This window comes from Telluria sp. ZB4P34, from assembly GCF_059686055.1.
Window position 1 is genome coordinate 187,563 of record NZ_JCASIF010000006.1, and the last position, 24,805, is coordinate 212,367.

Annotated in this window: 26 protein-coding genes; 9 read left to right on the forward strand and 17 right to left on the reverse strand. The window is 68.2% G+C overall.

What is annotated here, in order from left to right; translation table 11 throughout:
- Positions 1-46: 46 nt before the first annotated feature.
- Complete coding sequence (locus tag AC56KL_RS12990) at positions 47-259, forward strand: RNA-binding S4 domain-containing protein (protein WP_497180573.1); 213 nt, start codon at positions 47-49, stop codon at positions 257-259.
- 136 nt (positions 260-395) lie between these two features.
- On the forward strand, positions 396-677 hold the full coding sequence (locus AC56KL_RS12995; protein ID WP_497180574.1) for a DUF883 family protein: 282 nt from the start codon (positions 396-398) through the stop codon (positions 675-677).
- Positions 678-747: 70 nt separating this feature from the next.
- Here the strand turns inward: AC56KL_RS12995 and bufB are convergent, their stop codons facing one another.
- The 9 genes from bufB to AC56KL_RS13040 form a co-directional block, all read right to left on the reverse strand.
- On the reverse strand, positions 748-2,415 hold the full coding sequence (gene bufB / locus AC56KL_RS13000) for an MNIO family bufferin maturase (protein WP_497180575.1): 1,668 nt from the start codon (positions 2,413-2,415) through the stop codon (positions 748-750).
- Positions 2,416-2,418: 3 nt separating this feature from the next.
- Positions 2,419-2,739 carry a BufA1 family periplasmic bufferin-type metallophore gene (locus AC56KL_RS13005; RefSeq protein ID WP_497180576.1) on the reverse strand — a complete coding sequence of 107 codons (321 nt, stop codon included), beginning with the start codon at positions 2,737-2,739 and terminating at the stop codon, positions 2,419-2,421.
- 127 nt (positions 2,740-2,866) lie between these two features.
- Positions 2,867-3,064: a YjfB family protein gene (locus tag AC56KL_RS13010; protein WP_497180577.1), complete on the reverse strand. Its 198-nt coding sequence runs from the start codon at positions 3,062-3,064 to the stop codon at positions 2,867-2,869.
- A gap of 66 nt (positions 3,065-3,130) precedes the next feature.
- Positions 3,131-3,628, reverse strand: a complete 498-nt coding sequence (gene mobB / locus AC56KL_RS13015) for a molybdopterin-guanine dinucleotide biosynthesis protein B (RefSeq protein ID WP_497180639.1) — start codon at positions 3,626-3,628, stop codon at positions 3,131-3,133.
- Between the two features lie 40 nt (positions 3,629-3,668).
- Positions 3,669-4,394, reverse strand: coding sequence for a general secretion pathway protein GspB (locus tag AC56KL_RS13020; protein WP_497180578.1), 726 nt, complete (start codon positions 4,392-4,394; stop codon positions 3,669-3,671).
- A gap of 2 nt (positions 4,395-4,396) precedes the next feature.
- Positions 4,397-6,028: an ExeA family protein gene (locus tag AC56KL_RS13025; RefSeq protein WP_497180579.1), complete on the reverse strand. Its 1,632-nt coding sequence runs from the start codon at positions 6,026-6,028 to the stop codon at positions 4,397-4,399.
- Positions 6,029-6,089: 61 nt separating this feature from the next.
- Positions 6,090-6,611, reverse strand: a complete 522-nt coding sequence (locus AC56KL_RS13030; RefSeq protein ID WP_497180580.1) for a hypothetical protein — start codon at positions 6,609-6,611, stop codon at positions 6,090-6,092.
- Positions 6,612-6,617: 6 nt separating this feature from the next.
- Positions 6,618-6,803, reverse strand: a complete 186-nt coding sequence (locus AC56KL_RS13035) for a hypothetical protein (RefSeq protein ID WP_497180581.1) — start codon at positions 6,801-6,803, stop codon at positions 6,618-6,620.
- 73 nt (positions 6,804-6,876) lie between these two features.
- Positions 6,877-7,701, reverse strand: coding sequence for a metal-dependent hydrolase (locus AC56KL_RS13040; protein WP_497180582.1), 825 nt, complete (start codon positions 7,699-7,701; stop codon positions 6,877-6,879).
- A 176-nt stretch (positions 7,702-7,877) separates the two neighbouring features.
- On the opposite strand from AC56KL_RS13040, the gene AC56KL_RS13045 reads away from it, so the two are divergent.
- The 7 genes from AC56KL_RS13045 to AC56KL_RS13075 all read left to right on the forward strand — a co-directional run bounded on the left by AC56KL_RS13045 (position 7,878) and on the right by AC56KL_RS13075 (position 16,772).
- The gene (locus AC56KL_RS13045) at positions 7,878-9,257 is read left to right on the forward strand and encodes a GIN domain-containing protein (RefSeq protein WP_497180583.1); all 1,380 of its coding nucleotides are present in this window, start codon (positions 7,878-7,880) and stop codon (positions 9,255-9,257) included.
- 256 nt (positions 9,258-9,513) lie between these two features.
- Entirely contained in the window at positions 9,514-10,401 is an 888-nt protein-coding gene (locus tag AC56KL_RS13050) for a glucosamine kinase nucleotide-binding domain-containing protein (protein WP_497180584.1), read from the forward strand.
- Positions 10,398-11,483: an N-acetylglucosamine-6-phosphate deacetylase gene (gene nagA, locus AC56KL_RS13055; protein ID WP_497180585.1), complete on the forward strand. Its 1,086-nt coding sequence runs from the start codon at positions 10,398-10,400 to the stop codon at positions 11,481-11,483. Before AC56KL_RS13050 ends, nagA begins: the two co-directional genes overlap by 4 nt.
- 35 nt (positions 11,484-11,518) lie before the next feature.
- A complete protein-coding gene (locus AC56KL_RS13060; protein ID WP_497180640.1) occupies positions 11,519-12,529 on the forward strand; it encodes an SIS domain-containing protein in 1,011 nt (336 codons plus the stop codon).
- A gap of 1 nt (position 12,530) precedes the next feature.
- On the forward strand, positions 12,531-14,066 hold the full coding sequence (gene nagZ, locus AC56KL_RS13065; protein ID WP_497180586.1) for a beta-N-acetylhexosaminidase: 1,536 nt from the start codon (positions 12,531-12,533) through the stop codon (positions 14,064-14,066).
- Between the two features lie 164 nt (positions 14,067-14,230).
- Positions 14,231-15,550 carry a hypothetical protein gene (locus AC56KL_RS13070; protein WP_497180587.1) on the forward strand — a complete coding sequence of 440 codons (1,320 nt, stop codon included), beginning with the start codon at positions 14,231-14,233 and terminating at the stop codon, positions 15,548-15,550.
- A gap of 151 nt (positions 15,551-15,701) precedes the next feature.
- Positions 15,702-16,772 carry a flavodoxin family protein gene (locus AC56KL_RS13075; RefSeq protein WP_497180588.1) on the forward strand — a complete coding sequence of 357 codons (1,071 nt, stop codon included), beginning with the start codon at positions 15,702-15,704 and terminating at the stop codon, positions 16,770-16,772.
- 81 nt (positions 16,773-16,853) lie between these two features.
- Here the strand turns inward: AC56KL_RS13075 and AC56KL_RS13080 are convergent, their stop codons facing one another.
- From AC56KL_RS13080 to trmD, 8 genes are all read right to left on the reverse strand, one after another.
- Entirely contained in the window at positions 16,854-17,645 is a 792-nt protein-coding gene (locus AC56KL_RS13080) for an SDR family oxidoreductase (RefSeq protein ID WP_497180589.1), read from the reverse strand.
- Positions 17,646-17,749: 104 nt separating this feature from the next.
- Entirely contained in the window at positions 17,750-20,530 is a 2,781-nt protein-coding gene (locus AC56KL_RS13085) for a M16 family metallopeptidase (RefSeq protein WP_497180590.1), read from the reverse strand.
- A gap of 75 nt (positions 20,531-20,605) precedes the next feature.
- Positions 20,606-21,055 (reverse strand): CBS domain-containing protein, encoded by a 450-nt coding sequence (locus AC56KL_RS13090; RefSeq protein ID WP_497180591.1) that lies wholly within the window; start codon positions 21,053-21,055, stop codon positions 20,606-20,608.
- Positions 21,056-21,127: 72 nt separating this feature from the next.
- Positions 21,128-21,478, reverse strand: a complete 351-nt coding sequence (locus tag AC56KL_RS13095; RefSeq protein WP_497180592.1) for a DUF3579 domain-containing protein — start codon at positions 21,476-21,478, stop codon at positions 21,128-21,130.
- Between the two features lie 104 nt (positions 21,479-21,582).
- The gene (locus AC56KL_RS13100; protein WP_497180593.1) at positions 21,583-22,542 is read right to left on the reverse strand and encodes a CobD/CbiB family protein; all 960 of its coding nucleotides are present in this window, start codon (positions 22,540-22,542) and stop codon (positions 21,583-21,585) included.
- A 235-nt stretch (positions 22,543-22,777) separates the two neighbouring features.
- The gene (locus AC56KL_RS13105) at positions 22,778-23,446 is read right to left on the reverse strand and encodes a CoA pyrophosphatase (RefSeq protein WP_497180594.1); all 669 of its coding nucleotides are present in this window, start codon (positions 23,444-23,446) and stop codon (positions 22,778-22,780) included.
- Between the two features lie 68 nt (positions 23,447-23,514).
- Entirely contained in the window at positions 23,515-23,907 is a 393-nt protein-coding gene (rplS, locus tag AC56KL_RS13110; protein ID WP_497180641.1) for a 50S ribosomal protein L19, read from the reverse strand.
- A 116-nt stretch (positions 23,908-24,023) separates the two neighbouring features.
- Positions 24,024-24,785 carry a tRNA (guanosine(37)-N1)-methyltransferase TrmD gene (gene trmD / locus AC56KL_RS13115; RefSeq protein ID WP_497180595.1) on the reverse strand — a complete coding sequence of 254 codons (762 nt, stop codon included), beginning with the start codon at positions 24,783-24,785 and terminating at the stop codon, positions 24,024-24,026.
- Positions 24,786-24,805: the final 20 nt, after the last annotated feature.

Genomic DNA, 24,805 nt, shown 5'->3' on the forward strand with positions numbered 1-24,805 from the left:
GCGCCCGTTGTGGGCGCCACTGGCGCCCACAACTCCCGAGGATAGCATGCAAAAAATAGTGTTCGATTTGACATCGGAATTCGTCGAGGTCAACCAGTTGCTGAAGCTGGTCGGCCTGGTCGACAGCGGCGGCGCCGGCAAGAACATGGTCGCCAGCGGCGCGGTGTCGGTCGACGGCAAGCAGGAGCTGCGCAAGACCGCGAAAATCCGCAGCGGCCAGACGGTGAGCATCGGCGACCTGCAGATTCGCGTCCAATAAAAGCAGGTCTTTTACTGAAAAAAAGTGGCGCAGAATGGCGGGCTTATGTTTGCGCCCTAACAAACAGAACGGGGCTTCCTTGTTTATATTTTAAGTCGTCAGGACCGACTTATATCAACCGGCCAAAGGTGAAGCAATGGAAACCCCACACCGCACCCAGTCCCAGGAGCAGCTCATCGGAGACCTGCGTCTCGTCATCGAGAATGCGGAAGAGCTGCTCAAGAACACCGACCACTACACCAGTGTGCTGTACCAGAATGCGCGCGCCAAGCTGGCGCTGGCGCTGGAAGCGGCCAACGAGGAGCTGGCGCGTTTCGAGGACGCCCAGCTCGAGCGCATGATGGCCGCCACCCGCGCCGCTAACGAGCGCTACTGCGACCGCACCGGCGAACAGCGCATCCTGCGCGCGTTCCACTGACATCCGCCGCGCCTCCTGCCGAGCACGCTCCGCTGAACCCTGCCCTTGAGTGTCCGGCGCCCGGCGCCCCTTAGCGCGCCCGAGGGTCCTGGCCGACCCCGTTCGCCGCGATCGCCGCCACCACGCCAAGCCTGAACCAGGCTTGCAGCATGGCGCCGATGCCCGGCGCCGCTTGTTCCTCCGGCGCGCTCCCCAGCGCGTCCAGTGCGGCATCGACCGCTTCGCCGAAGCTGGCGCCCGCCACCAGCCGCTCCAGGGCCGCCGCCTCCGCCGCCCCCACCTCCATCACCTCCACCCGCCATTCGCGCCGCACGACCAGGGCGGAGCAGGGTCGCTCGACCTGGGCCGGCAAGCCCGGGCCGCCCGGCTGGTGCGCCTGCCACAGGGCGGCGACGGCCCAGCGGCTGCGCAGCAGCGCCACGGACGGGTGCAGGGTGAAACGGGCGGAGTCGAGCGCTTCCGGGGACAGGACGGCCAGGGCGCCGAGCGCCGCCGGCTCCCGCTCCGGCGCCAGGTGGGCCAGGTGGACCGCCCATTCGAGCCGCGCCACGTCCGGCAGGTAGGGATAGGGCGCGGCCGGGCCGAAGCCCGCGAGGAAGTCCGCGAAACGCGCGCCGAAGGCGGCCAGGTCCGGGTCCCGCGAAGGCATGGCCTTGCCGTAGGCGCGCGCCAGGCCGGCGAAGAACTCCTCGCCGACCAGCTGGCGCAGCACCGGATACGCCTCGCCGAGGGCGCGTTCCCAGCCGGCAATCAGGTTGCCGCGATACAAGACCAGCCGCGCCAGTCCGCCTTCGCGCAGGAAAGGCTGCAGGGCGGCTTCCCGGCGGCCGTCGAACAGGGCCTCGCCGAAGCGCTGCTGGAGCGCGGCCAGGGCCTCGGCGGATGCCGCAGGGGGCACGGAGGCCCCCTCGCGCGCTGGAACGGCGGCCGGTATCGGGTAGGCCTGGGCGATGGCATCGGCCTTGGCCGCCTGGTCCACGAGCGCCTCGAGCGGCGGCAGGTCGGCATCCCATTCGACCAGCGCCGGCACCCGGCCGAAGCGTCGCAGCGCCGCACGGTACAAGTCCCAGACCGGCTCGGCCACTGCCGCACCGTGGTGGTCGACCAGGGCCAGCGGTGTTTCCAGGTGGCCGGCAAGGTGGATCTCGCCGACACTGCCCGGCGGCAGCGCGGCGATGGCTGCCAGCGCGTCTTCGCCGTGGTTGTGCTGGTTGACGTAGAGGTTATTGACGTCGAGCAAGATTCCGCAACCGGTGCGCCGCGCCAGCTCGGCCAGGAAGGCGGCTTCGCTCATGCTGTCCGCGCGAAAGCGCACATAGGTCGAGACGTTCTCGACCAGCAAGCGGCGCCGCAACAGGCCCTGCACGCGGTCGACCCGCTCGCACAGCAGCGCCAGCGTGGGCTCGTCCAGCGTCAGCGGCAACAGGTCGTTGAGCTGGCGGTCGGCCAGCGCGCCCCAGCTCAGGTGCTCGGAGACGAGGAAAGGGTCGAGGGCGTCGACCAGCGCACGCACGCGTTCCAGGTGGGCATCCGGGAAACCGCGCGCCGAGCCGAGTCCGAGGCCGACGCCGTGAAGGCTGAGCGGATAGTCGCGGCGCAGTTCGGCAAGGACGTGCCAGTCCCAGCCGGTCCGGGCCAGGTAATTTTCGCTGTGGACTTCGATGAAGCCGACCGCCGGACGCTCTGCGAGGAAGGCGCGGTAATGCGGCGCGCGCAGCCCCACGCCGGCGGCGTGCATGTCTTACTTCCTGGCTTCGGCGCTCTTGGCCGGCTCGGTCTGGTCCTGGGCGGGCCGGGGTTGCAGGGCCTTGCCTGCTTCCAGCGCACCGCCCAGCTTGGTGCAAGTGCCCTTGGCCACGAATTTCCATTCGTTCGGATCGTTATCGGCCTGGGCGGCGCCGGCGCAGCCGTGGGTGGCGGTGCCGCAATCGTTCTGGCCGGCCTTGGCCACGCCGTAGCAGGTTTCCTGGTCGGCCTTCGGCACGCCCATCTGGTCCTGGGCGGCGGCGTGGGCGCAAACGCCGGCAAGGGCTGCGGCGATCAGGGCGTGGCGGTGGGTCATGCGGGTACTCCTGGCAGGTGGAAGCCGCCAGTATTTATCAGGTGGGGGAAAGATGCAAGCCGGGGCGGCGCCGGCATGGCCCGCGCGCGCAGGGAGCCGGTTCGGCAGGACAGGGGGAAACGCCGGCTCAGGCCGTCGTGTTGATCTTGTTGCCCAGGTGCGGCGGCAGGTTAGCCGATTGCACGGATGGAATGGCCTCGATCAGCTGGGTGGCGGTCGCCTCCTGGATCTGCTGCGCTTTCTTGAAGACGGCGAGGCTCACTTCCTGGCGGTTGCCGGTTTCGGCGATGCTGGTGGATAGCTTGGCAATAGTGGACACATCCATGTGATTCTCCCATTGAGGCGTATCCACCCTTTACGGCAGGCTGCACAGGAACTTTAGGGTCGATTGCTAATTTTTCCGCATCCACGTGTCCAGCCACGCCAGCACCCCATCCGTATCATTCAGGTCCAGCCAGGGCGGCCCGCCCTGCCCTTCCGGCGGCGGCGCGTCGGCGGCCACCGCGACGATGTCCGCATCGTCCGGATACAGCGCCGGCTTGCCCAGGCTGGGACGGAACACCTCCAGCTTCGGGATGCGCTCCCATTTATAGCCTTCCACCAGAGTCAGGTCGGCCGGCGCCAGGCGGGCCAGGTGCTCGGCCAGCGCGGGCTCGTCGGCCCCGCGCAGCTCGCGCAGGATGGCGACGCGGTAGGGAGAGGCCAGCATCACTTCGGCAGCGCCCGCCATGCGCAGGCGCGCACTGTCCTTGTGCGGCGGCTCGAGCTCGACGTCGTGGTGGCTGTGCTTGATGACGTTGACGCGCAGTCCCTGCCCCACCAGCCGGGCGATCAGCACTTCCAGCAGCGAGGTCTTGCCGCTGCCGGACCAGCCGACCACGCCCAGCAGCAAGCCGTGGCGGGCCTCGCCTGGCGGCGCATCGAGCGGTTCAATACGCGACACGGTAGCGGTAGCCACGGAAATTCATGATCGCCGCTTTCGGCAACAGGCGCTCCAGCACCAGTCCGGGGGCGACTTCCTCGCCCTCGCGGCGCAGCATCTTGTCGACCAGCAGCAGGCGCTCGGCCGGGTTCGGTGAATAGATATAGCCGCCGAAGGCCACTTTCGGCAGCTCGCGCTGCACCGCTTCGGGCAGCGACTGGACCGGGCCGATGCTGTCCTCCGGCGCTGGAGGCGCCGGCGCCGCTGCCATGGGCGTGGCGCGCGGCGCATCGAGCACGGGCTCTGCAGGCTCCGAGCGGGGCTGTGCGCGCGGCGCCGCCTCGGCCACGCGGGACGGCGTGGGCGGCTTGGCCGGGGCCGGCAGCGCTTTCGGCTTGGCCGGCGCGGCCGGCGCTGGAACCGGCGCCTGGACGGCGACCGGCGCCGCAGTCGGCATGGCAGCAGCGGGCACTGCGGCAGCGGCCGGCGCCTGGACCTGGACTGCCTGCGACGGCACTGGCGCCGGCGCAGGCACTGGCGCTGGCTGGCGCAACAGGAACACCGCGCCGAGCGCCGCCACGATGGCGGCAGCGGCGATGCCGACCACCAGCGGATTGCGGCTGCCGGGCGTCACCGCCACCGTATAGGCCGGCGCCGGTGCATGGATGCTGGGAGCGTTGCCGAGCTGGCGCTCGGCCTGTGCCTTCTTGAGGGCTTCGAGGATGTACGACATCGTTATTTTCCGGTCGTCGCCCGGGCCAGCAGGCGCGGTTCCGGCACGCCGGAGAGCTGGTTGAGGCGCATGTAGGTGCGCGGCCCGGCCACGCCGTCCGCCTTCAGTTCCTGTGCGGCCTGGAAGCGGCGCAGCCATTCGCGCGTGGCGGCGTCGAGCGGAAGCGCGGCCTGCGGCGCCTGCGCTCCGTTCAGTCCGGCCAGGCGCGCGGCCAGCCAGTCGACGTCCGGGCCGCGGTCGCCCTCGGCCACGACTTCGCGAAAACCGCGCGGCATGCGCCAGAAGGTGGTGAACTCGCCGCCGAAGCGGGCCACGAAGGTGGCCAGGTCGATTTTTTCGCGCCGTGCGCCGGCGCTCAGGGTGACGCTGTTGCCGTCCAGCGCCGACAGCACGGCGTAGCCGGTACGCGGGCCGTCATGCAGCGTGACCACCGCCGGGCGGTCGAGCAGCCGCAGTTCGTACAGGCCGCCGCGCCCGGCGTGGCAGCGCAGGTCGCGGCGCAGCGCCGCCTCGCAGGGGTCGCCGGCTTCCAGCGGCTGGCCCCACAGCGCCGCCAGCTCGCGCAGCGCATTGGCCTGGTCGGCCTGCAGCGGCGGCACGCCCGCGGCAGCCGCGGGAGGCGCGCCCGCCATTGGCATGGCGCCGCCCGGCGCCGCCTGCGGGGGCGCGGCGGCCACCGCCGATGCCGGCGTCCGGACCGGCAGCACCTGCCAGGCGGCGGCGCTGAGCGCCACGGCCGCCAGCACGCCACCCGCAACGGCGGGCATGCGCAGGCGGCGCGGTCCGGGCGCTTCGCCGGCAAACACCTCGGCGGCCGCCTTCTTCAGGATCTGGCGCGTCACCTGCGGGCTGTTCTCGACGTAGGCTCCGAGCAGCGCACGGTCGCACAGCAGGTTGATGCGGCGCGGCACCCCGTGCGTCAGCCCATGGATCAGCGGCGTCAGGGCCGGCGGGAACGGCGTGCCGCCGGCGCCCGCCACCGCCAGCCGGTGCGCCACGTAGGCGCCGGTTTCAAGCTCCGACAGCGGCCCCAGGTGATAGCGTGCGATCACGCGCTGGGCCAGCTGCTCCAGTTCCGGACGGGCCAGCATGCCGCGCAGCTCCGGCTGGCCGATGAGGATGATCTGCAGCAGCTTGCGCTCGCTGGTTTCCAGGTTGGTCAGGAGGCGCAGCTGTTCCAGCACCTCGGCCGACAGGTTCTGCGCCTCGTCGATCACCAGCACGTTGTTCAGCCCCCGCGCATGCGAGGCCAGCAGGTAGCGGTTGATCGCATCGACGTAGCCCTTGATGCCCGGGGCGGCGCCATCGGCCGCCTGCAGTGCGGGGTGTAGCTCGACGTGTAGCTCGATGCGCAGCTCGTCGCACACGCTCTGCAGCAGCTCCTCGACGCTCAGGCGCGGGTTGAAGATGTAGGCCAGCCGGCAGTTCTCGGGAAGCTGCTCCATGAAGCAGCGGCACACCGTGGTCTTGCCGGCGCCGATCTCGCCCGTCAGCAGGACGAAGCCGCCGCCGCTGCCAATACCGTACAGCAAGTGCGCCAGCGCCTCGCGGTGCCGCTCGCTCATGAACAGGTAGCGCGGGTCCGGCGCGATCGAGAACGGCGCACCTTTCAGGTGAAAATAGTGGTTGTACATGGGCGACGGTGCCAGCAGTGGTCAAACAAATGAGCAGGCCAATGAACGCGCCGATGCGCGGCTAGCGGGCCGGCTGCGTCTTGAACTTCGCGCAATATATCTTGCTTTTGTCATTCATGTAAGCGATCGTGCTGCCCGTGTCTGACACGCGCAAAGGAAAGGCGGACGCATCCTGTGCCCGGAACGGGCCGCCGGCGACGCTGCGGGCCGCGCTTTCCAGTTCCTGCGGCGTGCTGCCGGTTACGGCCGCGATAAAGACCAGCTCGCTCGTGTCGTCGCTGACCATGACGTCGGTGACCTCCGCGCCCCACAGGCTGGCCTCGACACGGAACCAGTGGGCCCCGCCCTCGCGCTTGTAGGCCGGGCCGAAGGAAGCGGTGAGGTAATCGTGGAAATAGCGGTTGTCGAGGTGGCTGCGGCACAGCAGGGCGTTGCCGATCACCTGGCTGAAGGTCGACGGCATGGCCTGGGCCGGCAGGCTGGAGAGCAGCAAGCTGGCGAAGGATGCGGCGAAGGTCGTGGCAAAGGTCGTGCCAAAGGTCGTCCCAAACTTCGCGGCAGCCGCCGGGCGTGAGCGTCGCACGGCCGGCTACAGCCTGGACAGCCAGGCGCGGTTGGCCGCAATCTGGGCCCTGACCGCGGCCGGCAGGGCTTCGTAGCAGCCAGGGTGCTGCTTGAGCGCATGCTCGCGCACTTCCTTTTGCATGCCGTTGACGATAAAGACGTACACGGCCGCCCCGTCCTCGTTCTTGCGGGTGCCCATATAGCGAATCACTGGAGTTCTCCTTCCATGCTCCCATTATGACACCGCAGGGGCTTGCCCGGTCACGCGGCAGGCCCGACGGCGCTCAAGGAGCGGTGGTGCGCAGCGCCCGCCAGGCCTCGGTGTTGCGGTCCAGCCACATCTGCACGAGGGCGCGGTTGTCATGCTGCCAAGGATGGAAGCGCGGCGAGAAATAATGCAGCACCGGCCCGGCCATGTGCCAGGCCAGTCCGCGCCGGCCGAACCACATGCGCGCGGCGCTCAGCCAGGTGCCGGGACGCTGCAGGGCGCGGTCGCGGTGCAGGTTGTGCGCCGTCTGCACGAAGTTGTCGAACCAGAACACCAGGCTCACGTGCAGGAACCACAGCACCCGCCGCCAGTAGCCGCCGCCGGCCGCGCGATAGGCATCGAAAGCGACTCCCTTGTGCTCCAGCTCCTCGGCCGCATGCCATTCCCACAGGCGGCGCAGCTGCGGCTCGGCGTCGGCGATCCATTCCGGATGGCGCAGCACGCCGTCCGCCAGCATCGCGGTGTAGTGCTCGAGCGCGCAGGTGATGGCCACCCGGCTGCGCACGCTCAGGCCGTTCACCCGCGCCACCCGGCGCGCGATACGCCCGCCAGTGACGAAGGACAGCCCCTGCCGCTCCAGCTCGGCGTTGTACTGGACGTGCATGTGGCGGTGGGTCGCTTCCTGCCCGATGAAGTCCTTCACGTCGGCGCGCAGGGCCGGATCGGCGATGCACTCCTCGGGCACGGCGCGCAGGCTGTCGATGAACATCTGCTCGCCGATCGGGAAGGTCATCGACAGCGCGTTGAAGAACTGGGTACGGTAGGCGTCGCCGCCCAGCCAGCGGCGGCCGAAGCCGTGCGACAGGTCGACGTCGAGCTTGCGTACGGTGAGCGAAGACATCGGGAGGCTCCTCGGGTTGGAAGCGCCAATATAGCACCGGCCGGGACGGCTCATCCGCCGGATATGCACCCTGTTCCCCGTTTTCGCGTTTCCGTCGTTTTCCCCCTGCCTGCGGCGCCGGCTTGTCGTATTGTCCAGGCTCCCGATGCTTCCACCACTGATCAGCAATATCAGCAATGAAAACCGTCCTCAGGCCCGCCCTCCTCGCCGCCGCCATCGCCGGCGGCGTCCTCGCCACCCAGGCCAGCCGTGCCGATGCGCCGGACAGCGTGGTCGCGCAGCAGCGCAAGCTGCCGGCCTTCAGCGCCATCGAGCTGTCCGGCCCCTACGCGGTCGTGGTGCGCGCCCAGGGCCGGCAGGCGGTCGAGCTGTCGGGCGAGCGCCGGCAGCTCGACGAGATCGAGACCGTGGTGCGCGGCGACACCCTGGTGGTGCGGCCGGTCGCGCGCCGCGGTTTCCACTTCGGCTGGGGCAAGCGGCGCGACACGGTCACCATCAGCATCACGGCCAACGGGCTCAAGCGCCTCGCCATGTCCGGCAGCGGCGACGTCGAACTGTCGCAGCTGGCGGGCGAGCGCTTCGCGCTCAGCGTGGACGGGCCCGGCGACCTGCAGGCGTCGGGCGTGGTCCGCGAACTGGCCGTGCGCGCCGGCGGCAGCGGCGACCTCGACCTGCACCGCGTGAAGGCGGCCGACGTCGACCTGGAGATGTCGGGTCCGGGCGACGTGCGCCTGGCCGGGGTCGGCAACGCGCTGGCCGCCACGCTCAGCGGTTCCGGCGACCTCGCAGCCGACGACCTGCGCCTGGCGCGCCTGAGCGCGCAGATGAGCGGCCCGGGCGGCATGACACTGTCGGGCAGCGCGCGCGAGCTGCGCGCCGAGATCGGCGGCTCGGGCGATTTCGACGCCTGCGCGCTGGCGGTCGAGGCGGCCTCCACCGTCCAGCGCGGCCCGGGCAATGCCTGCGTGGCCGGCCACATCAGGCGCTTCGACGCCGACGTGAGCGGCTCGGGCGGGCTGCAGGCGAGCGGCCTGCAGGCGGCCAATGCGATCGTGCGCCTCGGCGGCCCCGGGAGCGCGACGCTGAGCGGCAGCATCGGCGAGCTGACCGCCGACGTCGGCGGCTCGGGTGACCTGGATGCGGGCGCGCTGCAGGTGAGGCGCGCGGCGCTGAAGGCACGCGGTCCCGGCGGCATCCAGCTGGCCAAGGTAGCCGACACGCTGGACGCCGAACTGCACGGCTCCGGCGGGCTGCAAGCCAGCATCGACGGCAAGCGCCTGCTGCTCAAGATCACCGGCCCGGCCTCCGCCCAGGTCGACGGCAAGGTCGACCTGGTCAAGGCGCGGCTCAGCGGTTCGGGCGGCCTCGATGGACGCCGGCTGAGCGCCGGCCGCGCCGACATCTCGGTGAGCGGTCCCGGCAACGCCGCCGTCAAGGTCACCGGACGCGAAGAACGCGGCGCCGGCCGGCGCAAGGCGGGGCGCCAGGAGCCGCATCATGACGAACGCGGCCGCCTGCTGCTGGTGGACCGCAGCGGCAGCCGACCGGCCGAGTAAGACCGCCTCGACATTCCCTTCGGCGCCGCCGGCCGGCGGCGCCAGCGCTTCCTGCAGCCACACCAGCAATTTTTCAAGTTTTACAATACCAATTCGCATACCAATAAAAACATTTGCAAAGTCAATGACTTATGCAAATAACCATAGGCTATGGAGGTATAGCTGCTCACAAAATTTGCATACCAGTTAAATACCTGTTGACAGCATGGTACGGTCTGCCTATAGTGCGCTGACCCTCCGGCTGAACACTCACACCATGACCGACTACCTCATCGGCGTCGACGGCGGCGGCACCGGCACCCGCGTGCGCCTGGCCCGTCCCGACGGCACCAGCTTCATCGAATGCGCCCAGGCGACCGGCGGCCCCTCGGCCCTGTCGCGCGGCATCGACAATGCGTGGACCACCATCAACGGCGTTGTCGCCCAGGCCTTCGCCGGCATCGGCATCGAACAAGTGCCGATGTCCTCCTGCGCCATCGGCCTCGGCCTGGCCGGCGTGCACAACAAGGAATGGGCGGCTGCCTTCGTGGCCGCCAACCCCGGCTACGCCCGGCTGGCCCTCGACAACGACGGCTACACCACCGTGATGGGCGCCCACGGCGGCCGGCCCGGCGCGATCGTCGCGCTCGGCACCGGCAGCGTCGGCGAAGCGATCCTGCCGGATGGCAGCGCGGTCGAAGTCGGCGGCTGGGGCTTCCCGGCCGGCGATGAAGCGAGCGGCGCCTGGATGGGCCTGCGCGCGCTGAACCACATCGAACAGGTGCTCGACGGCCGCGTAGAGGGACGCGCCTTCGCCCGCGAGCTGATCGCGTTCTGCGGCGGCTCGCGCGACGCCGTGCAGATGTGGCTCGGCCGGGCCAACCAGACCACCTACGCCAGCCTGGCGCGCTTCGTCGTGGCGCACGGCGAGACCGACCCGGTGGCGCGCGCCATCCTCGAACACGCGGGGCGCGAAGTGGCGAGCATCGCCGATGCGCTCGACCCGTCGCACGCCCTGCCGCTGGCCATGTGCGGCGGCCTGGGCGAGGCCATGCTGCCCTGGCTGCCTGCCGACACCCGGGCGCGCTGCGTGCCGCCGCAGGGCGATTCGGCCTCCGGCGCATTGCGCATGATCGGGCAACGACTTCAAGAAAGCACATCATGAAAGGCAACATCCTCACCCCGGACGGCTGGATCCACGGCGAACTGCGCCACGGAGCCTTCATCGACGCCGTCGACGGACACCAGGCGGACCCCGCGGGCAATGGCGACGACTATGTCCTGCCCGGCTTCATCGACGTGCACGTGCACGGTGGCGCCGGACGCGACATGATGGAAGGCGGCGACGCGCCGCACGTGATCGCCGCCCTGCACGCGAAGCACGGCACCACCGCCCTGCTGGCCACCACCATGACCGCGCCGGTCGAGGACATCGACCGCGCACTGGCCGCCATCGGCGCCGCCTGCCGCACGCGCGCCAGGGGCGAGGCGCGCATCCTCGGCGTGCACCTGGAAGGCCCCTACATCAATTCCGGCAAGCTGGGCGCCCAGCCGCCGTATGCGCGCGAAGCCACGCTCGACGAAGTGATGCGCTTCCACGCCCTGGCGCCGATGCGCCTGATCACGGTGGCGCCGGAGATCGACGGCCACATGGAGCTGCTGCGCGCCATCGCCGACGCCGGCATCCGGGTCCAGATCGGCCACACCAGCGGCTCCTACGAGGTGGGCGTACAGGCCCTGGCGCACGGCGCGGCCGGCTTCACCCACCTGTTCAACGCCATGCCCGGCCTGCACCACCGCGAACCCGGCATGGTCGGCGCCGCGCTTGCGCACGCCGAATACGCCGAGATCATCCCCGACCTGCTGCACGTGCACCCGGGCGCGATCAGGACCGCGCTGCGCTGCATCCCGAAGCTGTTCTGCGTGACCGATTCCACCGCCGCCGCCGGCATGCCGGACGGCGAATACATGCTGGGCCGCCAGGTGGTCCACAAGTGCATGGGCGGCGTACGCCTGCAGGACGGCACCCTGGCCGGCAGCACCCTCACCATGGACGGCGCGCTGCGCAACCTGGTGAAGATCGGGCTGCCGCTGGCCGAGGCCAGCCGGCGCGTCTCCACCCATGCCGCCGACTACCTCGGCGAAACCCGGCGCGGCCGCCTCGCGCCGGGCTGCCATGCCGACTTCGTGGTGCTCGACCGCGACCTGAACATCAAAGCCGTTTATATCGAAGGAGAAGCACAGTGACCGCCGCCATGACCTCGCCCACCCCGACGTCGCTCATGTACCAGGAAGCCCTGTCCGCAGGAGACTGCGTGGCGCGCCAGCTGGCGCAGGACGCCGACCGCTACGCTGAACTGGGCCGCGCGCTGCGCTCGACCAGCTTCCACAGCGCGGTGACGGTGGCGCGCGGCAGTTCCGACCATGCCTCGAGCTACCTGGCCTACCTGATCATGGCGCGCATGGGCCGCCTGGTGACCTCGCTGCCGATGTCGCTGGTCACGCTCTATAAATCGCCGCTGGTCACGCGCGACACCCTGGCGGTGTCGATCTCGCAGTCGGGACAGAGCCCCGACGTGGTCGAGCCGATCAGCTACTTCCGCAACGGCGGCGCCACCACCGTGGCGTTGGTGAACGACGCCGACTCTCCATTGGCCAGGGCCGCCGAATGGACCATGCCCCTGCATGCGGGCAAGGAGCAGAGCGTGGCCGCCACCAAGAGCTTCATCGCCAGCCTGGTCGCGGGCGCGCGCCTGGTCGCCGAATGGCAGAACGATCCCGAGCTGAAGGACGGCATCGCGGCCCTGCCCGATGCGCTGCGCACCGCCAGCGGCGCCGACTGGTCCGCCGCCATCGAGGTGCTGGCGCCGGCCCGCAACATCATGGTGGTCGGGCGCGGCATCAGCTTCCCGGTGGCGCTGGAGGCGAGCCTGAAATTCAAGGAAACCTCGGCGCTGCAGGCCGAAGCCTTCTCGGGCGCCGAGATCAAGCACGGCCCGATGGCCCTGATCGAGGAAGGCTATCCGCTGCTGATCTTCGCCACCCGCGGCCCGGCCCAGGCAGGCCTGGTGGCGCTGGCCGACGAGATGCGCGGGCGCGGTGCGCGCGTGCTGCTGGCCGCCACCGCAGACATCGCCAGCCGCGACCTGCTGCTCCCGACGGCGGCCATCCCCGACCTCGATCCGATTACGGCGATCCAGGCCTTCTACATGATGGCGGCCAGCCTGTCGGAAGCGCGCGGCCTCGATCCGGACAAGCCGCGCCACCTGAGCAAGGTCACCAAGACGAACTGACATGAACCACGACCAGAGCGACTACCTCGAGCTTGCCGGCCAGCTGATCATGGTGCGGCTGTTCGGCACCGAACTCGACGCCGATACCGAGGCCTTCCTGCGCTGCTACAAGGTGCGCGGCGCCTGCCTGTTCCGCCAGAACATGCTGGATGCGCCCCAGCTCACGCGATTGACCGGCATGCTGCGCGATGCGATGGGGCCCGAGGCCCTGGTCGCGCTCGACCAGGAGGGCGGCGCCGTGGTGCGCTCGACCTGGGTGCCGGCGCCGCCGAGCGCGATGGCGCTGGGCGCCGCGAACGACGCGCAGCTGGCGCGCGCGGTCGGCGCCGCCGTGGCGCGTGCCGTGCGCGCCCTCGGCTTCAACTGGAATTTCGCGCCGGTGCTGGACCTGAACAACAACCCGCACAATCCGGTGATCGCCGAGCGTTCCTTCGGCGCCGATCCGGAAACGGCGACCGGCATCGCCATGGCCTGGATGGAAGGCAGCGAAAGCGAAGGCGTGGCCTGCTGCGTCAAGCACTTCCCCGGCCATGGCGACACCCACGTCGACTCGCACCGCGACCTGCCGACGGTCGACAAGCCATTGGCCGAGCTGGAGCGCTTCGAGTTCGCGCCGTTCCGGATTGCGGCGCAAGGTGAACATGCAGCATCGGCCGTGATGACCGCCCACATCGTCTACCCGGCGCTGGACCCGGCCAACCCGGCCACGATGTCGCGCCCGATCCTGACCGGCATCCTGCGCGAGCGCTTCGGCTTCGATGGCGTGATCATCACCGACGGCATGGACATGCACGCGATCGCGCACCGCTACGGCGCCGGCGAGGCGGCCGTGAACGCGCTGGTGGCCGGCGCCGACATGGTGATGGCGATCGGCTCGCGCGAAACGCAGGTGGAAACCGTGCAGGCGATCGCCGCGGCGATCCGCGACGGCGTGCTGCCACTGGACGGCGTGCACGCCCGCCTGGCGCGCCTGTCGAAGCTGGCCGCCGCGCATCCCGCCGGGCCGGTGACCTATGCGACCGAGCACGACGACCGCGCCCTGATGGCGCGCGCCTGGCGCGCCGGCCTGAGCGCGCTGGGCCGGCCGCGGCGTCCCGCCCCCGGCAGCCGCGTGCGCCTGGTGGCGCGCGCCGACGTGGTGAGCGACGGCGTCTCGGAAGCCGGCGTGCCGGCAGGCGCCGTGGCGAGCGCGCTCGGCCGGCTGTACGATGTCGAGCTGGTCACCTTCGCGGATGCGGAAAGCTTCGACTGGAGCGCCCTGCCCCAGGACGGCCGCTTCACCATGCTGGCCTCGACCTCGCGCCGCCGCTACGGTCCGCAGGCCCGCGCCGGCTGGCGGCCAGACCTGCACCTGGCCCTGTGGAATCCCTACCAGGCGCTCGACTTCGACGCCCCGGCCCTGATGACCTATGGCTTCGCGCCGCCGGCCGTGGACGCGGTGGTCGCCTGGCTGGCCGGGGAGATCGAGGCGCTCGGGAAGTGCCCCGTGCCTGGCTTCGAATTCCCCCCGCACAAGCCGCCGGCTGAGTCAATGTAAGGCAATGTAAAGTCGCATGCGGGGCGTCCCCCATATGCGGCACAATTGCCGGGCCTGAAAACGGCACTTTTATGGGACAATGCAGCTTTTGTCCGGGATAGCAACTTGGCTATATTGCTGAGCATGCATGCCCCACCATTATCGACTTAATTGAAGGATACTCCATGGCCCAATTCCGTCTTGCCCGCCTCTGCCTGATGCTCGCCGCGATCGGCGTGTCCGCTCCGGCACTGGTGTCCAGTGCCCAAGCGCAGCAAAAAAGCGAGCAGAAGAGCGATGCCGCGGCAGCCGCCGCGCGGGCAGCGGCGAAGGACACCGTTCGTCCCGACATGTTCAAGCTGCTCGACCCGGCTGCCATCAAGGCGCTGATGGATGCCAAGAACTTCACCGAAGTGCAGAACCGCATCACCCAGGCCGAAGCGATGCCGAACCGCACGCCCTATGAAGACTACGTCATCAACCGCATGAAGCTGTCGTGGGCCCTGGGTTCGGAAAACGGCGCCGTCGCGATCCCGACCATGGAAGCGATCCTGGCCTCGGGACGCCTGGAAAAGGCCGACCAGCTGAACTATTTCCAGGCGCTGGGCGACGCCAACTTCAACGCCAAGAACTACGCCAAGGCGGTCGAGTGGTACACCCGCTTCCAGAAGGAAGGCGGCGACCCGGCCAAGGTGCGCACGGCGCTGTCGCGCGCGCAGGTCAACAGCGGTAACTTCGGCGGCGCCAAGGAAATGCTGCTGGCGTCGATCAACGAGGCCAAGAAGGCCGGCCAGAAGCCGGCCGAGAACGACCTGCGCCTACTGGGCCAGGAAGCCAACAAGGCCAAGGACAACGACAGCTACATGCTGGCGCTCGAGAACCTGGTGCAGTATTACCCGAACGACGACTTCTGGATGGACCTGCTCAACCGCGGCGTGACCCGCAAGGCCGGTTTCGACGAAGCGACCTACGGCGCCAACATGCTGCGCCTGGAAATGGCCGCCGTCGGCGCCATGCCGCCGGAGCACTACACCTACCTGGCGGAAGTGGCCCTGCGCGACGGCTTCCCGGCCGAAGCCAAGGAAGTGCTGGACAAGGGCTTCGCGGCCGGCGTGCTGGGCAAGGGCGGCGACGCCAAGACCCACAACGCGCTGCGCAGCAAGGCGACCAAGCAGGCCGCCGACGACGTCAAGACCATCGCCGGCGGTGAAGCGAATGCGGCCAAGGCCAAGACCGGCGCCGGCCTCGTCAACCTGGGCTGGGCCTACGCCACCATGGGCCAGGCCGACAAGGGCATCGGCTTCATTCAGCAGGGCATCGCCAAGGGCGGCCTGAAGGCGCCGGACGAAGCCAAGCTGCGCCTGGGCATGGCGCAGGTCCGCGCCGGCAAGAAAGACGAGGCGATCCAGACCTTCCAGGGCATCAAGGGCGGCGGCGGTGCGACCGATCTGGCCAAGTACTGGGTCATCCTGCTGCAGGGCGGAAATACTGTCGCAGCCCAGTAAGCAGCTGCGATCGCGGAAAAACCGGACTTCGTGTCCGGTTTTTTTTCGCCCCAGCTTTGTCCTGGCTTTCGGGTGCGTGAGTGCGCGCGCGTACATTGTCACAATCGGGCTGGACTGATAATTCCGCTATTCGACGAGCAGCGGAGGCGGCATGACGGACGTACGCAAGGGGCAGGCACCGGCCAAGCTGGGGCGCAACGAGTTCCACCTGCGGTTCCGGCAGGCTTTCCAGGATCCCGCCTACGACAGGCTGGGCGGCGAGCTGGAGGCGATCGAGCAGGTGGCGTGGGAGGCCTACCGCGAAGGACGCAAGGCGCCGCGCACGGTCAAGGCCGGGCCAGGCTTTGCCGATCCGGACTACGACCTGTCGGTCGAATGGAAGGAAGCGCACGCGCGCCTGCTGGCCGCCGAGCGCCACCAGAAAGACCCTGCCTCGCGCAACCGCGTCCTGCTGGTCAACGCGTCCGCGCGCAACGACGGCACCTGCCCCGGAGAAGTCTCCAAGAGCTGGCGCCTGACCATGCTCGCGCGCGACGTGCTGGCGCAGCAGGGCTTCGAGGCCGACATCCTCGACCTCAGCCTGCTCAACTCGGACTACGACCGCCATATCCATCCGTGCAAGGGCTGCGTGTCGACCGCCATGCCGCTGTGCCACTGGCCCTGCAGCTGCTATCCCAACCACGCCGAACGCCAGGTCAACGACTGGATGAACGAAATCTACGAGCGCTGGGTCCTGGCGCATGGCGTCATCATCCTTACGCCGGTCTATTGGTACCAGGCCCCGGCGGTGCTCAAGCTGATGATCGACCGCCTGGTGTGCGCCGACGGCGGCAACCCGGACCCCACCTCCACCCACGGCAAGAAGGCCGAGGAAGCCAAGGCGCTGGAACTGGCCGGCTGGGACTATCCCAAGCACCTGGCGGGCCGCGCCTACGGCCTGGTGGTGCACGGCGACGTGGCCGGCATCGAAGGCACGCGCCGCGCGCTGTCCGACTGGCTCAGCTGGATGGGACTGATCGATGCCGGCAGTTTCGCCCAGCTCGACCGCTACATCGGCTACTACGAATCGTATGCCGGCAGCCACGCGACGCTCGACCAGGACACCGCGGTGCAGGAAGAGGTGCGCAACGTGGCGCGCGCCGTGGCCGAGGCGGTGGGCGAGATCCGCGCCGGGCGCGTGGCGCTGTCCAGCCATCGCCTGAGGGAAGCGCGTCCCAAGTAGGGTGCACCAGTTTGCACTGGGTAAGGAATGACGGTCCGTAGGGGTGATCCAGTCCAGTGGACTGGATCACCCCTACCTCGTTCAGACTGCGGTGAATCCGCCGTCCACCACCAGCTCGTGCCCGCTCACGTAGGAGGCCTGCTCCGACGCCAGCCACAGCGCGGCGTTCGCGATTTCCGTGGTCTCGGCGAAGCGCCCCATCGGATGCGCGGCCTTGAGCTTCTTTTCGTCGGCCGGCGCGCGCTCGACGAAGCGCGCCAGCATCGGCGTCTTCACCGCCGCCGGGCACAGCGCGTTGATGCGGATGCCTTCGCGTGCGTACTCGGCCGCCGCGCTCTTGGTCAGGCCGACCACGGCATGCTTGCTGGCCGCGTAGACCGCGCGGTTGGGCGCGCCCACCAGGCCGGATACCGAAGACACGTTGACGATCGCCCCGCTGCCCTGCTTGAGCATCTGGCGCAACTGGAACTTCATGCACAGCCACACGCCTTTGACGTTGGCGCCCATGATGCGCTCGAACTGTTCCTCGTCGCCCTCGGCCAGCGGTCCGTTTTCCTCGTCGATCGCGGCATTGTTGACGGCGATGTCGAGGCGGCCGTAATGATGGATGGTCTTGTCGACCAGCGCCTCGACGTCGCCCGTCTTGCTGATATCGCTGCGCACGAACAAGGCCTTGCCGCCCGATTCGACGATCATCGCCGCCGTCGCGTGGCCGCCGTCGATGGCCGTGTCGGCCACCACGACATGCGCGCCCGCGCGTCCGAACGCGAGCGCAGTGGCGCGTCCGATGCCGCTGGCGGCGCCGGTCACGAGCGCCACCTTGCCGGCGAACGGCAACTCCTGCGGCGCTTGCGCTTTTAGTATGCCTTTCATGATACTCCTGATGCCTCGCAGCAATTATTCCTAAGGGAAACATTCTAACGCAGCATCGGGAGACTGTCATGGTCAGGTCATCAAGGTGTTGCTTCCACGTCGAATCAGGGCGCCCCTTTCGCCTTGTCCTGGTCGCCCGCCATCACCACCGACAGTTTGGACGGGTCGATGGCCTTGCGGAAGGCCGCGTTCATCTGGGGCAGCGTCACCGCCATCAGCTTGCGCTCGAACCCGGCCGACCAGTCAAAAGTGCGGTCGCGGTACAGGTAGCCCGTCCAGCCCGCGGCCAGGCCGGCATCGTTGGCGCGGTTCTGCTGGCGCTGCTGCATCAGGCCCGACTTGGCGTCTGCCAGCTCTTCCGCCGTGAAGCCGGTCTTGACGGCGCGCGCCAGTTCGTCGCGCACCGCGGCATCGAGCTTGCGCAGGTTCTGCGGCGCGGCGATGGCGCTGATCGAGAAGCTGCCGGCGCGGTCGAGGTCGCCCGCCGACAGGTTGGAGCCGCCGCCATACGACAGGCCCTCCTTCTGGCGGATGCGGTCCATCAGGCGCGACTTCAGGCCACCCTCGCCGAACACGTAGTTGGCCAGCATCAGGGCCGGATAGTCCGGGTCCTCGAGGTTCAGGTCGAGGTTCATGTTCGCCATGTAGAAGCCGTTTTCCTTGTCCGGCGTATCGAGCGTGCGGGCCAGCGGCGCCACGTCCGCGTGGCGGCGCAGCACCGGCGCCACGCTGGCCGGCGCCTTCCATTGTCCGAACAAACCGTCGACCAGCGGCACGACCGTCTTCGGATCGAAGTCGCCGACGATCGCCAGCTCGGCCGGGCTGGTGTTGTAGTAGTCGCGGTGGAAGGCCACCACGTCGTCGCGGCGCACGGCCTTGATGTCCTCGATGTCCTGCTCGAGCGTGTTGGCGTGGCGGATGTCGCCGCGCGGGTACAGATTGAAGTGGGTGGCCATGGCGCGCGACGCCACGCTCTGCGGCTCGTTGCGGCTGGCCTCCAGGCCGACCAGGATCTGCTGGCGCAGCTGCTCGAACTCCGCGGGCGGCATGGCCGGCCCCTTCAGCACGTGGGCCGCCAGCTCGATCGCCTTGGCCAGGTGTTCGCGCGTGGTCTGGAAGCTGTTCGGGCTGCCCACCATCTTGAGCTTGTCGAAGGCATCGGCCAGTTCGGCGCGGCTGTACTTGCTGGTGCCGCGCATCAGCATCGCCGAGGTGAGCGCCGAGGTCATGCCCTTGCCGAACAGGTTCTTCTCGTCGCCGAAGTGCTGGCGCAGGTGCACGGTCACCGTCTCGCCGCGGTTCTTCTTCGGCAGCAGGGCCAGCTTGACCCCGCCGGCGGTGGTCAAGGTGGTGCGCTTCATGATGTTGGCCTGGCTCGGGTCGAAATCCTCCGACACGAGGCTGGACGCCGAGGGCTTGTAGTCCTTCATCACGGTTTCTACCGGCGGCGCGGGCGGAATCGCCGCGCGCACCGGCGCATCCTCGGGCAGGAAGCTGCCGGTGACGCGGTTACTGCGCAGGAAGTAGCGGCCTGCGCTGGCCGCCACCTGGTCCGCCTTGACTTCCTTGAGGCGCTCGCGGCCCAGGAAGTACAGGCGCCAGTCGCCCAGCGCAATCGCTTCGGACAGCGCCACGCCGAAGCCCTGTGCATCGTTCAGGCTGCGCTCGATGCTGTTGAGCCAGGAGCGGCGCACCCGCTCCATCTCTTCCGCGGTGGGCGGCCGCTTGGCCAGGCCTTCGACGGCGTCGACCAGGGCCTCGCGCACCGGCTCGACCGGCTCGCCCTTCTTCACCACGGCGCCGTAGAACTGCAGGCCGGGCGCATAGCCGGTCTGGCCGAAGCTGAACACCTGGCTGGCCTTGCCGGTCTCCACCAGCAGCTTGTGCAGGCGGCCGTTCGGCGCGTCGCCCAGGATCTCCGAGGCGAAGCCGAGCGCTTCCGACTCTTCCTGCAGGTCGGACGGAATCTTGTAGCCGACCGCGACGATCTGCACGTCGCCCTGGCGCCGCACGGTGAAGCTGCGCTCGCCGTCCTGGGTCGGCTCGACGGTCCAGAACTGCGGCAGGGTGCGCTTCGGCCTGGGGATGGCGCCGAACAGGCGGTTGATCTGCGCCAGCGTTGCATCCGGGTCGAACTTGCCGGCCACCAGCAGCACCGCATTGTCGGGCTGGTAATAGGTGCGGTAGAAGGCCTGCAGGTTGCCGATCCGGACGTTCTCGATGTCGCTGCGGTTGCCGATGGTCGAGCGGCCATAGCTGTGCCAGTCGTAGGCAATGCTCTGCATGCGCTTGAACAGCACCTGGGCCGGCGAATTCTCGCCGCTCTCGAACTCGTTGCGCACCACGGTCATCTCGGAGGCCAGGTCCTTTTGCGCGACCGGCGAATTGACCATGCGGTCCGCTTCCATCTGCAGCGCCCAGTTCAGGTTGCCAGGTGACGCCTGGAAGACCTCGTAGTAATTGGTGCGGTCGAGCGAGGTGGTGCCGTTGAAGTCCATGCCGCGCCGCGCGAACTGGCCGGTGATGTCGGGGTTCTTCTTCGTGCCCTTGAACAGCAGGTGCTCGAGCAGGTGGGCCATGCCGGTCTCGCCATAGTTCTCGTGGCGCGATCCGACCAGGTAGGTGACGTTCACGGTGACCGTCGGGCGCGAGGCGTCCGGGAACAACAGTACCTTCAGGCCGTTGGCCAGGCGGTATTCCGTGATGCCTTCGGCCGAGGGCCCGAGCGTGACGCCCTTCGGCAGCGGGGCGCTCTTCTGCACCGCATTCTTTTGGGATGCAGCGGCCTGGGCCGGCGCGCCGGATGCGGCGCCGGCGAGCAGGAAGCAGAGGCCGCCGGCCAGCAGCTGCGCGGCGATGCCGCGCCTGGTAGTCAATCTGTCCATGGTGTCCTGTCGTGTTGGCAGGACTTTCCGCCCTGCATGTTCTTGAACAATGCAGGATGGTAACAGACGGGTTTGCTACTGGCGTGCCCTTCTCTCGTGCGCTTGTTGATATGGGCTAATACGGGACAATTCTCCCATCTCTTCGGCAAGGAATTCGAGCAGGTCGTCGGCGCTGACGATGCCGGCCAGGCCGCCGCCGGCATCGACCACGGGCACGCGGCGGATGCCGCGCAGGCGCATGCGCTCGATGGTCTCGTAGACGTCGTCGGTGTCGCGTGCGGTCAGCAGGTCCTCGGTCATGATGTCGCCCACCTGCAGGCTGGCCGGGTCGAGGCCGGGGGCGATCACGGAGACGACGATGTCGCGGTCGGTCAGGATCCCGACCGGGACGCTGGCGCCGTCGAAGCGGTCGACCACGACCAGGTCGCCCACGTGCAGGCGGCGCATCATGAGGGCCGCGCCCTGCACGGTTTCATCCCGGGTGCAGTGGGCGGCTTCGGGGGTGGAGATATCGCGGATGTGCATGACGGTGTCCTCCGCACAAACAAAAAGGCGCTACGACTTTCATCATAGCGCCAGTTCGCGAATCCGGAAGGCCTAGGCCGCTGGTTTCTGCTCGCCAGGGGCGGGCACGAAGCAGGCGTCCGCCACCTGCAGGTCGTTGTCCTTGGCAAAGTTCAGCAGGAAGTGATAGGCCAGCGGCTCGACCTTCTGCAACTCGCGGCTGACCACCACCGCCTTGACGCCGTTGACGTTGGTCGGATGGACCCAGGGGGAAAACTGGAGGTGGGAATTGCGGCTGGCTGCGCCGGGAGCGAAGCAGGACATGACGCCGCACAGGCGTTCGGCCCAGTCGCTGGGGCGAAACTGCCTGCCTTTGCTCGTAATGCCCAGGATAAAAAACTCGTCCTTCAGTTTCTTATCCGCGGTGTGCGGTAACTCGGCCATAGTGCTGCTTGCTGGAACAGGAATGCTGCGTGGATAAGAACAAGCTCAGCGCAGTATTATATCTTATAGAAGACTGCCGGACGATATCCCGCACATCGCGGTTCTCAGCCCAGCCACACCATGCTCGACAGCAGGAGCAGCAGGATCATCCACAGGATCAGCGCCCGCCATACCAGCCCGACCGTGCTTTGCAGCGCGCGCAGGTTCGGTTCCTCGCCCGGCAGGAACTCGGCGTCGCGGTCGCTCAGGTCCACCGTGGCCGCGTCCATCGGCAGCGGTTGCGGTGCGTTCTCGTTGGGCGTGCCCAGCCGTACGCCCATGGCCCCGCCGCCCGCGGACAGGATGATGCCCTTCGATTCGTCGGCCCAGCGGCCGGCAAAGTTACGCCAGGCATAGATTGCGTCCTCGAAATTCCCCACCACGGCGAAGGCCACCGCCGTCAGGCGCACCGGGATCCAGTCGATCCAGTAGAAGGCTTTCGCGGCGAACTGGCCGAAGGCTTCGTTGCGCATGTGGTCGGGCTCGTTCCAGGCGCGCGCCAGGTATTCGGACACGCGGTACAGCACCGCGCCCGCGGGCCCGAGCGGCATCAGGAACCAGAAGAATACGCCGAATACGTTGCGGTGGGTGGTAATCAGGGATTTTTCGACGGCCACGCGGCAGATCTCGGTAGCGTCCATGCCGACGGTGTCCAGGCGGGTCCATTCGGCCAGCAGCTGGCGCGCGCCCGCTTCGTCGCCCTGGTTCAGGGCCAGCTGGATCGAGGTGAAATAATGGCTGTAGTGGCGGAAACCCAGGGTCAGGTAAACGATCAGCACGTTCCAGGCGAAGGCCAGCAGCACCAGGTTGTAGCGCATGAAGACCCAGTAGATGAGCCAGGTCGGCAGCATCAGCGCCAGCATCATCAGGATCCAGCCCATGCGGCCATTCTTCTGCTCGCCCGCATTGAACCAGCCTTCGATGCGCATCGCGAAGCCCTTGACGCCCCCGTAGACCTGGTTGTCGGCGCGTAGCGGCTTGAGCTGCTCGATGATCAGCGCGACTAGGATGGAGAAAAATGTCATTCAGGAATCCTTTTTTGTTCTGGCAAGTCCGTGCTGCCGCTACGATAGCGGAGAAGCTGGTTGGAATCAAATCAGGAAATGCCGTGAGCTAATACTGCAGGCTCAGCACGACGCAGGTTTCGTAGGCTGTTCGGCTCTGCCGAACGCGCGTTCAGGAACCCTCCGTTTGGATGGCGCGTCTCTTCAGGTCGCGTTTGGACGCGCGGTCGGCAAAGCCGACCACCCTACGCCAGCCTCAGGCCCGCAGGAAGTGATACAGGTTGCGCAGCATCGCTGCCGTCGCGCCCCAGATGAAATAGTCCTGGTACGGCATCGCATAGAAGCGGCGCGTGCCGCTGCCGTCCGGCAGCGCCACCGAACGGCGCTCGTGGTTGGCGCCGGACATCAGGAAACCGAGCGGCACCTCGAAGATCTCGGCCACCTCGCCCGGATCGGCGCTCAGCTCGAACGGCGGCTGCAGCAGCGCGACTATCGGCGTGACGCGGTAGGCGCTGATGGTGACGTGCTCGGGGAGCACGCCGATGATCTCGACGTGGCGGCGGTGCAGGCCGATCTCTTCTTCCGCCTCGCGCAGGGCGGTCTCGATCGGTGACGAATCCAGTTCTTCGGCGCGGCCGCCAGGGAAGCTGATCTGGCCGGCGTGGCTGGACAAATGCTCGGTACGCTTGGTCAGCAGTACGGTCACGCCTTCCGGACGCTCCACCAGCGGCACCAGCACGGCGGCGCGGCGCAGGCGCAGCTGCGGCGCCCAGGACGCCTCGTCCGACGGCTCCGGATCCCAGGGCAAGGTGTGCGCGAAGCGGGCGCGCACGGCCTCGACGCTCAACAGCGCAGGCGCGAGTGCGGGTTCGCCGGCCAGGCCTTCGACGGGCATTGCGGTGGGATCGAATACGGGCTTAAGCAAATCACAATCCTCGAGTACATAAAGAAAAAGGCATCCTTGCGGATGCCTTTTTCAGAGCAAAGACGCTATTACTCAGCGGCAGCAGGAGCAGCAGCAGCCACTTTACGCTGCGGCAGCTTTTCCTTGATACGTGCCGATTTGCCCGAACGCTCGCGCAGGTAATACAGCTTGGCGCGGCGGACGTCACCACGACGCTTCACTTCGATCGAAGCGATCAGCGGCGAGTACAGCTGGAAGGTACGCTCGACGCCTTCGCCCGACGAGATCTTGCGAACGATGAAGTTCGAGTTCAGGCCGCGGTTACGACGCGAGATGACGACGCCTTCGTATGCCTGGGCGCGCTTGCGGTTGCCTTCGACGACGTTGACGCTGACGACCACGGTGTCGCCCGGTGCGAAGTCAGGGATCTTGCGGCCGAGGCGCGCAATTTCTTCTTGCTCGAGTTGTTGGATCAGATCCATTTTTATTACTCCAAAAACCATCTTGCCGGCGCTGTAGCTTGCCATGAAGCCCGGTAGAGGATGGGGTTGAACATGCGGGCAACATGCCCGCCGTTACATGTACACAAAGTACATTCTTACTCGGCAGGCTGGTCCAGCCCTGCCAGAAACTTTTCATCCAGCTTGCTCAGCTGGCCGGCGGCGCGCGCACGCGCCAGCTGGTCCGGCCGTTTCCGCCAGGTCGCCTCCAGCATGCGCTGGCGGCGCCATTTCATGATCTCGGCGTGGTGTCCGCCCATCAAGACCGGCGGCACCGGTTCGCCCTCGTAGACTTCAGGCCGCGTGTAGTGCGGCGAGTCCAGCAGGCCGTTGACGAAACTGTCTTCGACCGCCGAGGCTTCGTCGCCCAGCACGCCAGGCAGCAGCCTCACTACCGCATCCATCAGCGCCATCGCCGGCAGTTCCCCGCCCGACAGCACGAAGTCGCCGAGCGAGATTTCCTCGTCGACGCAACGGTCCAGCAAACGCTGGTCCACGCCTTCGTAACGGCCGCACAGCACGACCAGTCCCGGCTCGTCCTTCAGCGCCACCACGCGTTCGTGCGTCAGCGGCTTGCCCTGGGGCGACATGAACACCACGCGCGGGGCCGGCAGGCCCAGATCGACTTGCCTTTGCTTCGCAGCGGCGATCGCGGCTTCCAGCGGTTTGGCCAGCATCACCATCCCGGGGCCGCCGCCGTAGGGGCGGTCATCCACGGTGCGGTGGCGGTCCTGCGTGAAATCGCGCGGATTCCAGATCGTCAAGCCCCAGCGCTCCTGCTCGATGCCGCGCCGGGTCACGCCGGATTGCGTCAGCGCTGCGAACATCTCCGGAAACAAGCTCACGACGTCAAACTGCATCGGGACCCCGCTTCAGGTAT

Bases quoted from the DNA above. Each gene is read 5' to 3' on its own strand.
- AC56KL_RS12990 (WP_497180573.1), top strand. From the start codon at position 47: ATGCAAAAAATAGTGTTCGATTTGACATCGGAATTCGTCGAGGTCAAC.
- AC56KL_RS12995 (WP_497180574.1), top strand. From the start codon at position 396: ATGGAAACCCCACACCGCACCCAGTCCCAGGAGCAGCTCATCGGAGAC.
- bufB (WP_497180575.1), bottom strand. From the start codon at position 2,415: ATGCACGCCGCCGGCGTGGGGCTGCGCGCGCCGCATTACCGCGCCTTC.
- AC56KL_RS13005 (WP_497180576.1), bottom strand. From the start codon at position 2,739: ATGACCCACCGCCACGCCCTGATCGCCGCAGCCCTTGCCGGCGTTTGC.
- AC56KL_RS13010 (WP_497180577.1), bottom strand. From the start codon at position 3,064: ATGGATGTGTCCACTATTGCCAAGCTATCCACCAGCATCGCCGAAACC.
- AC56KL_RS13020 (WP_497180578.1), bottom strand. From the start codon at position 4,394: ATGTCGTACATCCTCGAAGCCCTCAAGAAGGCACAGGCCGAGCGCCAG.
- AC56KL_RS13025 (WP_497180579.1), bottom strand. From the start codon at position 6,028: ATGTACAACCACTATTTTCACCTGAAAGGTGCGCCGTTCTCGATCGCG.
- AC56KL_RS13040 (WP_497180582.1), bottom strand. From the start codon at position 7,701: ATGTCTTCGCTCACCGTACGCAAGCTCGACGTCGACCTGTCGCACGGC.
- AC56KL_RS13045 (WP_497180583.1), top strand. From the start codon at position 7,878: ATGAAAACCGTCCTCAGGCCCGCCCTCCTCGCCGCCGCCATCGCCGGC.
- AC56KL_RS13050 (WP_497180584.1), top strand. From the start codon at position 9,514: ATGACCGACTACCTCATCGGCGTCGACGGCGGCGGCACCGGCACCCGC.
- nagA (WP_497180585.1), top strand. From the start codon at position 10,398: ATGAAAGGCAACATCCTCACCCCGGACGGCTGGATCCACGGCGAACTG.
- AC56KL_RS13060 (WP_497180640.1), top strand. From the start codon at position 11,519: ATGTACCAGGAAGCCCTGTCCGCAGGAGACTGCGTGGCGCGCCAGCTG.
- nagZ (WP_497180586.1), top strand. From the start codon at position 12,531: ATGAACCACGACCAGAGCGACTACCTCGAGCTTGCCGGCCAGCTGATC.
- AC56KL_RS13070 (WP_497180587.1), top strand. From the start codon at position 14,231: ATGGCCCAATTCCGTCTTGCCCGCCTCTGCCTGATGCTCGCCGCGATC.
- AC56KL_RS13075 (WP_497180588.1), top strand. From the start codon at position 15,702: ATGACGGACGTACGCAAGGGGCAGGCACCGGCCAAGCTGGGGCGCAAC.
- AC56KL_RS13080 (WP_497180589.1), bottom strand. From the start codon at position 17,645: ATGAAAGGCATACTAAAAGCGCAAGCGCCGCAGGAGTTGCCGTTCGCC.
- AC56KL_RS13085 (WP_497180590.1), bottom strand. From the start codon at position 20,530: ATGGACAGATTGACTACCAGGCGCGGCATCGCCGCGCAGCTGCTGGCC.
- AC56KL_RS13090 (WP_497180591.1), bottom strand. From the start codon at position 21,055: ATGCACATCCGCGATATCTCCACCCCCGAAGCCGCCCACTGCACCCGG.
- AC56KL_RS13095 (WP_497180592.1), bottom strand. From the start codon at position 21,478: ATGGCCGAGTTACCGCACACCGCGGATAAGAAACTGAAGGACGAGTTT.
- AC56KL_RS13100 (WP_497180593.1), bottom strand. From the start codon at position 22,542: ATGACATTTTTCTCCATCCTAGTCGCGCTGATCATCGAGCAGCTCAAG.
- rplS (WP_497180641.1), bottom strand. From the start codon at position 23,907: ATGGATCTGATCCAACAACTCGAGCAAGAAGAAATTGCGCGCCTCGGC.
- trmD (WP_497180595.1), bottom strand. From the start codon at position 24,785: ATGCAGTTTGACGTCGTGAGCTTGTTTCCGGAGATGTTCGCAGCGCTG.